This is a genomic window from Candidatus Sororendozoicomonas aggregata, from assembly GCF_031528575.1.
GTDB classification, from domain to species: Bacteria; Pseudomonadota; Gammaproteobacteria; order Pseudomonadales; family Endozoicomonadaceae; genus Endonucleibacter; species Endonucleibacter aggregata.
Genome location: NZ_JAVLSP010000159.1, coordinates 1 through 4,407 on the forward strand (window position 1 = coordinate 1; position 4,407 = coordinate 4,407).

4 protein-coding genes are annotated in these 4,407 nt (G+C 49.5%); 1 reads left to right on the forward strand and 3 read right to left on the reverse strand.

Translation table 11 applies throughout. From position 1 onward, the window contains the following. Window positions 1-254 precede the first annotated feature (254 nt). Both lptG and lptF read right to left on the reverse strand, forming a co-directional pair. Window positions 255-1,316: an LPS export ABC transporter permease LptG gene (gene lptG, locus V4C51_RS17230; RefSeq protein ID WP_330927414.1), complete on the reverse strand. Its 1,062-nt coding sequence runs from the start codon at window positions 1,314-1,316 to the stop codon at window positions 255-257. After that, entirely contained in the window at window positions 1,309-2,475 is a 1,167-nt protein-coding gene (gene lptF / locus V4C51_RS17235; protein WP_330927415.1) for an LPS export ABC transporter permease LptF, read from the reverse strand. The genes lptG and lptF overlap by 8 nt, the downstream gene beginning before the upstream one ends. A gap of 49 nt (window positions 2,476-2,524) precedes the next feature. Between lptF and V4C51_RS17240 the strand changes: the two genes are divergently transcribed. Then, window positions 2,525-4,183 carry a leucyl aminopeptidase gene (locus V4C51_RS17240; protein ID WP_330927416.1) on the forward strand — a complete coding sequence of 553 codons (1,659 nt, stop codon included), beginning with the start codon at window positions 2,525-2,527 and terminating at the stop codon, window positions 4,181-4,183. 112 nt (window positions 4,184-4,295) lie between these two features. Here the strand turns inward: V4C51_RS17240 and V4C51_RS18105 are convergent, their stop codons facing one another. Next, window positions 4,296-4,403 carry a zinc ribbon domain-containing protein gene (locus tag V4C51_RS18105; protein WP_420797685.1) on the reverse strand — a complete coding sequence of 36 codons (108 nt, stop codon included), beginning with the start codon at window positions 4,401-4,403 and terminating at the stop codon, window positions 4,296-4,298. Window positions 4,404-4,407: the final 4 nt, after the last annotated feature.

Sequence of the window (4,407 nt, forward strand, 5' to 3'; positions counted from 1 at the left end):
GTTCGTCAAATAGTCCCGCTATTCTCCTCACAAAAGCGACTTTTTATCCTCCATTTCTCGCAGTCCTCGCTACGGGCAGACTTTTAAGACCGCTTCTGAATTTTATGCTCGAAAGCAGAAGTCCGACAGGTTCCTATGATCCGTCAGACCCGGCTGATAGTCCCTTTAAAGAATCAACCCTGCGCCTAACCGGACAAAACCCTGTGCCGCCGGGGGTCGTGGCACACCTTCTTTTCACCGTTAACGCCACCGTATCAGGCTGCTCGCTTCAGGAAAACAGCACCGATCACCAAACACACCAGCGCTGGGAGCAGTACGGATAAAATGGGGAAAAATCCAAATACCAGACTTGAAGGACCCAGCAATTTTTGTACCAGCATAAATACAACACCGGTAATCACGCCGGTAAATATTCGCAGTCCCATGCTCACCGAACGTAACGGACCAAAAACAAAAGCAATACCCACGAGCATCAATGAAAAAATCGTCAACGGCTGCAAGACTTTTGTCCACAGAGCCAAATCATACTCGCCTGTCTCCAACCCCTGGTGTCTGAGGTAACGGATATAGGTGATCAACCCCGATATGGACAAACCTTCTGGTTTTACCAGCACCACTTTCAGTAAGGTAGTGGTCAGATTGGTATCCCAACGCTCAACCTTTTTTTCCACCGTTTCAAACCGACCGTCGATAAAATAGCTTCGCTTCAAGTCTTCAAGTAACCAATGATCGCCCTGATAAACCCCTCGCCTGGCGTAGGCTGACGACGTTAACCGCATCGAGTCATCAAAGCGGAACAAACTCACCCCATAGATTATCCCATTGGTGGGTTCCACCGCATTGAAGTACATATATTCGTTACCTTCCCGATGCCAGAACCCTTCCCCTGTATAGGTTCCTTCCGAAGAGCGGGCAACCGTTCGACGGGTTTCAGCAGTTTGCTCTGAGGAGGGCCCGATGTATTCCCCAATAACCACACCTATCAATACCAGCACCAGCGCAGGTCTCATCGCAGCGCCAACCATTCGCCATAATGAGACACCGGCAGCACGCATAACGACCAGCTCACTATTGCTTGCCATACTTCCCAGGCCAGCCAGACAACCAATCAACGCGGCCACAGGAATAAATTCATACATTTTCTTGGGTATCAGCAATACAACATAAAGGAGGGCATCAGCTACACCGTAACTTGCACGAAGATCCTCCAACTGTGCCAGAAAGGCAAACAGGGACTCCAGCAGCACCAGGCCAACCATCACCACCAGCATGGCACCTAACACATTTCTGGCAATATATCGGTCCAGTTTACGCACCAGCCGCCCTCCTGCGCGCCAAAGACAATTTCACCGGCTCATAACAATACAATGAGACAGCCAACACTAAAAAAGCAGCATTTACCCACCACATTCCCGGCCAGGGAGGGAGCTGACCATCACCAATCGCCCCGCGAAACGTAATCAGCAACATAATATAAAACAGGTAGATCAGCATCGTGGGTAACAGCTTGGCATAACGCCCCTGTCTTGGGTTGACGCGGGCCATGGGAATCCCCAGTAAAATAACGATAGGAATACTCAGTGGCAAGGACAGGCGCCATTGCAGCTCGGCAATATGCCCTGGCTTATGGGAGGAGAGCAGCACTGAGGTCGGTAACGCTTTTTCTTCACTGATATCTTCTTTCACCTGGCTCTCAGGCATCAACAACCCGTAGGTAGCATAATCAATCACACGGGTTTCCAGACTACCCGGAGTCATGTCATAACGCACACCGTCGTGTAGCATTAAATAACGCACACCTTCTTCCCGCTTTGTCATTCTCGCATGATCGGCCAGTACCAAGGTAATACCACCTGACAACCCCTGCTCACTGCTGCGTTGCGCAATAAAAACGTTATTCATGGTTTGCTTGTCATTGCTCAGGGATTCTGTATACGTGGCACGCTCACCATTACCGAGCAGTTGAAAACGCCCCGGCACCAGCGTATCAAACTCTGTCAGTGAATCCTGGGTGGCCAGAATACGCTCCACTTTTTGAATACCCACCGGCACCACGAAGAAACTCAATACCGCCAACACCACCATCACCAGAAGACCAGGTATCATCGTCATCGTTAGTAACTGGTTCTGACTTATACCGCAGGCATTGAGCACACTCATTTCTTGATCAACATACATGCGCCCATACCCCAGAATAATGCCCAGCAACAAACCCAGGGGCAAAATCATTACCAAAAACTCAGGCATACGGTACGCCATAATTGCCAATAGAAAATCCGCACGCAATGTGCCACTGGCCGCCTGGCTGAGATAATTAACAAAACGGCCACTCATGAGGATCAGCACCACCACGGAGGAGACAGCAAGCATCACCTGTATGGTTTGCCGGAGCAGGTATTTAAAGATAATCAGGGGCATTCTATCAGCGCCATCCGAAAAAAAATGAAAATCAATGACTAAGCGCACGAAAAACATTCACATCTGCGCCCGGCTCTGGTGAAATAGCGACTTACATGTAATATGCATGGATTCTGCCTTTGTATTCAAGCCCCGGGGACACCGAACAGACCCAGACAGCCTCTTTGCAACAGGCACTGGTGATAGTCAGTCTCTTAGCCAGGCATGCATACACTCATCGTCTGAATCTTGTATTATCACTCAATCCGAACAGATTGTCCCCCTTGGAGAAAGCATGGAATTCGTTGTAAAAAGTGTTACTGCCGACAAGCAAAAAACACCCTGCCTTGTCATAGGCATTCAAAAATCTGGTTTACTTTCTACCGCCCAGTCCATTGATACCATCACCAGCGGCTTGCTTACCGAGCTCATTAAAGGTGGTGACCTATCGTGTAAAGCAGGTGAAACCCTGTTATTACACCATGTACCGGAAGCAAGCTGTGAGCGATTACTACTCGCCACCGCCGGCGATGTTGACAAACCCATGTCAGAGGCTGAATACAAAAAACTGGTGACAAATATCATCAAAGCAGTCAATGCCGCTAACCTGAAAGAGGTATCTGTTGCTATTGATGAACTGGTAGTAGCAGACAAAAACACGGCCTGGGTCGCCCGTCAGTTCGCCGAAATCGTTGAGCACCAGCTCTATTGCTTTGACACTTTCAAAAGCGACGCATCCAAAGAATCCGCGCCTGCCCTTAAGAAAGCCATCCTGCTCACCGCACGAAAAACCGCCAATGCCGTTAAGGCATCCGTTGCGCAAGGTTGTGCTATCGCCAAGGGTCGTAACGTTGCCCGAACCCTCGGCAACTTACCGGGTAATATTTGTCACCCCACCTATCTTGCCAATGAAGCCAAGGCACTGGCAAAACAGCATAACAAACTGACCACCAAAGTGCTGGGTGAGAAGCAAATGGCTGACCTGGGCATGCACTCATTGCTGTCTGTCAGCAAAGGCTCCGCTCAGGAAGCCAAGTTAATTTTAATGGAGTTTAAAAACGGTAAAAAAAATGAACAACCGCTGGTTCTCCTTGGTAAAGGCATTACCTTTGACAGCGGCGGGATTTCTCTGAAGCCAGGTGCTGGTATGGATGAAATGAAATTTGATATGTGTGGTGCTGCCAGTATTTTCGGGGTAATGAACACGATTATTGAGATGGATCTGCCATTGAACGTGGTAGGCATGGTAGCAGCTGCTGAGAATATGCCTGGTAGCCAGGCTTCTCGACCTGGCGATATTGTCACCTCCATGTCCGGTAAAACCATTGAAATCCTCAACACCGATGCCGAAGGCCGTCTGGTACTGTGCGACGCGCTGACCTACGCTGAACGCTATAAACCTGAAGCTGTCATTGATGTTGCCACCTTGACCGGTGCCTGTGTTATCGCCCTTGGTCACCACACTACTGGTCTTCTCAGTAACAATGATGAGCTGACAAGCGCATTGTTAATCGCTTCAAAAGAAGCCTCAGACAAAGCCTGGCAACTGCCCATGGGAGAAGAGTACCAACAACAGCTGGACAGCAACTTTGCCGATATGGCCAATATTGGTGGACGCTCCGGTGGCACAATAACGGCGGGATGCTTCCTGTCTCGCTTCACGGAAAGCTACCCTTGGGCACACCTGGATATCGCCGGCACTGCCTGGACCTCCGGTAAAAACAAAGGCGCCTCAGGACGTCCTGTGCCTATGTTGGTTCAGTTCCTGTTGAACAAGGTAAAATAATCCTTCTATTGACATCCTCCCTGCCGTAAACGACGGGGATTCCTATTAGTCACCTAACAGGCTTCCTGTTTCATAGCTCGACGCCTCAAGAGACTGGCTCCGTTGGCCTTACTCAAGCTCCGCAAGCTAAGACTGCTTGCCCAGCAGCTTTAATATTTAACGCAGCATTGGTATCACGATCATGCTTAGTATCACATTCAGGACACTCCCAGCTACGCACACAG

Bases quoted from the DNA above. Each gene is read 5' to 3' on its own strand.
- V4C51_RS17240 (WP_330927416.1), top strand. From the start codon at position 2,525: ATGGATTCTGCCTTTGTATTCAAGCCCCGGGGACACCGAACAGACCCA.
- lptF (WP_330927415.1), bottom strand. From the start codon at position 2,475: ATGTTTTTCGTGCGCTTAGTCATTGATTTTCATTTTTTTTCGGATGGC.